Source organism: Peterkaempfera griseoplana, assembly GCF_001418575.1.
GTDB classification, from domain to species: domain Bacteria; phylum Actinomycetota; class Actinomycetes; order Streptomycetales; family Streptomycetaceae; genus Peterkaempfera; species Peterkaempfera griseoplana.
Genome location: NZ_LIQR01000333.1, coordinates 1 through 4,538, shown reverse-complemented (window position 1 = coordinate 4,538; position 4,538 = coordinate 1). Strand labels below are relative to the sequence as shown.

Annotated in this window: 4 protein-coding genes and 1 pseudogene; 3 read left to right on the top strand and 2 right to left on the bottom strand. The window is 72.4% G+C overall.

Annotated features, from left to right (window positions below; genetic code table 11):
• Positions 1-605 precede the first annotated feature (605 nt).
• Positions 606-1,247: a 3-oxoacid CoA-transferase subunit B gene (locus AOK09_RS24200; protein WP_055589352.1), complete on the bottom strand. Its 642-nt coding sequence runs from the start codon at positions 1,245-1,247 to the stop codon at positions 606-608.
• A gap of 2 nt (positions 1,248-1,249) precedes the next feature.
• Positions 1,250-2,014, bottom strand: a complete 765-nt coding sequence (locus AOK09_RS24195) for a CoA transferase subunit A (protein ID WP_055589351.1) — start codon at positions 2,012-2,014, stop codon at positions 1,250-1,252.
• Positions 2,015-2,349: 335 nt separating this feature from the next.
• Between AOK09_RS24195 and AOK09_RS24190 the strand changes: the two genes are divergently transcribed.
• The 3 genes and pseudogenes from AOK09_RS24190 to AOK09_RS24180 form a co-directional block, all read left to right on the top strand.
• Complete coding sequence (locus AOK09_RS24190; RefSeq protein ID WP_055589350.1) at positions 2,350-3,600, top strand: substrate-binding domain-containing protein; 1,251 nt, start codon at positions 2,350-2,352, stop codon at positions 3,598-3,600.
• Between the two features lie 3 nt (positions 3,601-3,603).
• Positions 3,604-4,359, top strand: coding sequence for an ABC transporter ATP-binding protein (locus AOK09_RS24185; RefSeq protein WP_079063381.1), 756 nt, complete (start codon positions 3,604-3,606; stop codon positions 4,357-4,359).
• A pseudogene (locus AOK09_RS24180) lies at positions 4,356-4,538 on the top strand (hypothetical protein); the annotation flags it as partial. The gene AOK09_RS24185 and the pseudogene AOK09_RS24180, both read left to right, overlap by 4 nt.

The window sequence follows — 4,538 nt, the reverse complement described above, 5'->3', positions numbered from 1 at the left end:
GCCGCGACCTGGGCCGGGGCGGAGGGCGGGGCGGTGGCTGGGGTCTGCGGCGCGGGTCCTGGTGCCGTCGCCGTTGCCCGGGTGACTCCGGGGGCGGCTGCGACCGCGGGTTCGGGTGAACGGACGGCGCCCGGTGTGGCGGTGACCGCCGGTGGGTCGTCGGACGGTGTGGCGCGTGGTGCCCGTGGTGATCCGGAGGAGACCTGGGTCATCTCGGCAACCCCCCTGGCGGGCGCATGGCGCCCGCCGTTGCTCTGCCCCGGGGGGAATGACGGAATGCCGAAGCCGCGGGTGCGGACGCACCCGTGCAGGGTCATGGGTCTGCCCCCACAGACCCATGACCCCGGAGCCGGCTGTGCGGCTCGGGGACTCCCCCCGCCCGGCGCAGAACGCCAGGTGGGACGATGTCGCTCCCCCCAGGGTCCTTCGCTGCGACGTCGTCCCGACTTTCACGCCAACTGTCGCGGGGCCGCACGCTTGATCGCAACCGATTGGTGAAGTGACTGCCTTTCTGTGGTGAAGATTTAACATTGACCGGCCATCTTCAATTGTTTGTGTGATAACGGCCCGGAATTGCACTCGGGCGTACGCCCCATGACATTCGGTCAGCTGGATACCGAACCGGCCAGCGGTGCCCCGGTCGCCGCCCGTACCTGCTCCTCGCTGACGCCCGGGGCGAGCTCGACCAGCCGCAGCCCCTCCTCGGTGACGTCGATGACGGCGAGGTCGGTCACGATGCGGTCGACCACGCCGCGCCCGGTGGCCGGCAGGTCCAGCTCCTCGACGATCTTGGGTGAGCCGTCCCGTGCGGTGTGCTCCATCACCACGATCAGCCGGCGTGCACCGTGCACCAGGTCCATGGCGCCGCCCATGCCCTTCACGGCCTTGCCCGGGATCATCCAGTTCGCCAGGTCACCGCGGGCCGACACCTGCATCGCACCCAGCACCGAGACATCGATCCGGCCGGCCCGGATCATGCCGAAGGAGACCGCCGAGTCGAAGTAGGCCGCACCGGGCGCCGTGGTCACCGTCTCCTTCCCCGCATTGACCAGATCGGGATGCTCGGCACCCTGCTCCGGATAGGGGCCGACACCCAGAATGCCGTTCTCCGAGTGCAGCACCACCCGTACCCCGGGCGGCAGATGGTTCGGTATCAGGGTCGGCAGACCGATGCCCAGATTGACGTACTGGCCGTCCTGCAGCTCCCGGGCGGCCCGCGCCGCCAGCAGTTCACGGTCGAGGGGCACGGTCAGACCTCCAGGGGAGCGGCGGGGCGCACGGTACGGCGCTCGATGCGTTTGTCGGACGGGTCGGCGGCGACCACGCGGTCCACATAGACACCCGGCAGATGGACGGCGTCCGGCGGCAGCTCCCCGGGCTCCACGATGCGCTCCGCCTCCACCAGGGTGATCCGGCCCGCGGAGGCGCACAGCGGATTGAAGTTGCGGGCCGCGGCATGGAAGGCACAGTTGCCGTGACGGTCCGCCACCGCCGCCCTCACCAGGGCGAAGTCGGCGGTGATCGCCTCCTCCAGCAGATACCTCCGGCCGCCGAACTCCCTCACCTCCTTGGGCGGGGAGGCCACCGCGACACTGCCGTCGGGGCGGTAGCGCCACGGCAGTCCGCCGTCGGCGACCTGGGTGCCCACCCCGGCCGGGGTGAAGAAGGCCGGGATGCCCGCGCCGCCGGCCCGCAGCCGCTCGGCCAGAGTGCCCTGCGGGGTGAGCTCCACCTCCAGCTCCCCGGAGAGGTACTGGCGGGCGAACTCCTTGTTCTCGCCCACATAGGACGAGGTCATCCGGACGATGCGGCCGGCCGCCAGCAGGATGCCGAGGCCCCAGTCGTCCACCCCGCAGTTGTTGGAGACCACCCGGAGCCCGCCGGTGCCCGCCGCGGCCAGCGCGCCGATCAGCGTCGACGGGATACCGCAGAGCCCGAAGCCGCCCACGGCCAGCAGCGCCCCGTCGGGGATGTCCGCCACCGCTTCCGCGGCGGAGGGCAGGACCTTGTCCATCGCATTCCTCTCCGATCGCGTGGCCCGATCGCCCGGCCCCTGACGCCCGCCGCCACCCGGCTCTGCGGTCCGCTCCGATCGTCCGGCCAGGGTGTGCGGCCTGGTCACGCACCCTGGTCACGCGGACTGATCACGGGGCCCGCCTCGGGGGCCCGCCTCGGCGGACCGGGCGGCCACACCGAACACCCTCCCGGCGGCGCTCGGCCGCCTTCCATGTGGGACAACCACACAACTCCGGGCCGGGAAGCGGTATCCGGTCACATGTCCGCGGCGGCGGGCTCCTCCTACGGTTCCGGCAGCCACCATGCCGTCGCAGCCGCCAGGAGTCGGTCACCATGCACCAGTCCAGCCCCCGCAGTACCCGCAGACCCGCCCGCACCCTGGTGCTGCTGGCCGCGAGCGTCGTGCTCGCGGCGGGCTGCGCCAAGGCCGGAACCGCCGGAACCGCCGGGGACGGCGCCGGCGGCGGTACGGAGGCGGCCAAGGCGCCCGTCAAGGTCGGACTGGTCTACTCCCGGACCGGCCCGCTCGCCGCCTACGGCAAGCAGTACCTGGAGGGCTTCAAGGCCGGTCTGGACTACGCCACCAAGGGCACCGGCGCGGTCGACGGCCACCCGGTGCAGATCACCGAGCAGGACGACGCCGGTGACCCCGCCAAGGCCGTCTCCGAGGCCAAGGACCTGATCGGCAAGGGCTACAAGGTCCTGGCGGGGTCCACCGCCTCCGGCGTGGCACTGCAGCTGGCCCCGATCGCCGCGCAGAACAAGGTGCTGTTCATCAGCGGACCGGCCGCCGCCGACCAGGTCACCGGCATCAACAAGTACACCTTCCGCTCCGGGCGGCAGAGCTACCAGGACATCCTCACCGCGGCCTCCTTCATCGGCGACGCCAAGGGACGCAAGGTCACGGTGCTGGCACAGGACAGCGCCTTCGGGCAGGCCAACGTCGCGGCCGTCAAGGCCGTGCTGGGCGGCGAGGGAGCCGCGGTGGGCTCCGTACTGGCACCGCCCAGCGCCACCGACCTCACCCCCTTCGCCAAGCAGGCCAAGGCGGCCAGGCCCGACCTGCTCTTCGTCGCCTGGGCGGGGGAGACCGCCCCCGCGCTCTGGCAGTCCCTCAACCAACAGGGCGTCTTCTCCGCCACCAAGGTGGTCACCGGACTCGACCTGGCCGCCTCGTATCCGCTGTTCGGCGCGGCGGGGGAGAAGATCTCCTTCCTCAACCACTACTTCGCCGGAGCGTCCGGCACCGCCGTGGAGAAGGCCATGACCGCGTCGCTGGAGAAGGCCGGGGCCACCCCCGACCTCTTCAGCCCCGACGGCTTCACCGCCGCCCAGATGACCGTCCACGCCCTGGAGGCCACGAGCGGCCGGACCGGTGACACCGACGCCCTGGTGAAGGCCCTGGAGGGCTGGTCCTTCGACGGGGTCAAGGGCCGGCTCACCATCCGCGCCCAGGACCACGCGCTGCTGCAGCCCATGTTCCAGGTGAAGCTCACCGGCAGCGGCGCCGCCGCCAAGCCCTCGGTGGAGAAGGTCCTCAGCCCCGACCAGGTGGCCCCGCCGGTCGCCGGAACCGCGGGCTGAACCATGACCCCTCCGGCAGCACCCGTGCTGCGGCTGCGCGGGCTCGGCTGGACGGTGGGCGGGGCCACCATCGTCGAGGACGTCTCCCTGGACGTCGCCCAGGGCGAGTTCGTCGCCTTCATCGGCCCCAACGGCGCGGGCAAGACCTCCCTGTTCAACCTCATCTCCGGTCTCACCACCGCCACCACGGGGACGATCGCCCTGGACGGCACGGAGATCACCGCCGAGCCCGTCCATACCAGGGCCCGGCGGGGCCTCGGCCGGACCTTCCAGACCTCCTCCCTGTGGCCGGGGATGACCGCCGCCGACCACGTCCGCCTCGCCGCCCAGGCCGCGGGGCGGACCTCGTACCGCATCTGGCGGCGGGCCGACCGCTACCCCCGGCAGGTCGCCGAGGTCCTGGAACGCACCGGGCTGGCCCATCGCGCCGACACCCCGGCCGGGGACCTCTCCCACGGGGAGAAGCGCAAGCTGGAGCTGGCCGTGCTGCTGGTCGGCGAACCCCGGCTGATCCTGCTCGACGAACCCATGGCCGGCGTCTCCGCGGAGGAGGTGCCCGCCCTCACCGAACTCATCCGCTCCGTCCACCGCGACCACGGCCGGACGGTGCTCATGGTCGAACACCACATGGACGTCCTGCTCGGCCTCGCCGACCGGCTGGCCGTGATGCACCACGGCACCCTGCTCGCCCTGGACACCCCGGCGGCCGTGATGGCCGACGCCACCGTGCAGCAGGCCTACCTCGGGGAGGCACTGTGACAGCCCACGGGCGACCCGCCACGGCCGGTGCGGCGACGGCCGGTGCACCCCTGCTGTCCGTACGCGGCCTGCGCGTTGTCGTCGGCGGCCGGCACATCCTGCACGGCGTCGACCTGGACGTCGCCCCGGCGGGCGTCACCGCGCTGCTCGGCCGCAACGGCGCCGGCAAGACCACCACC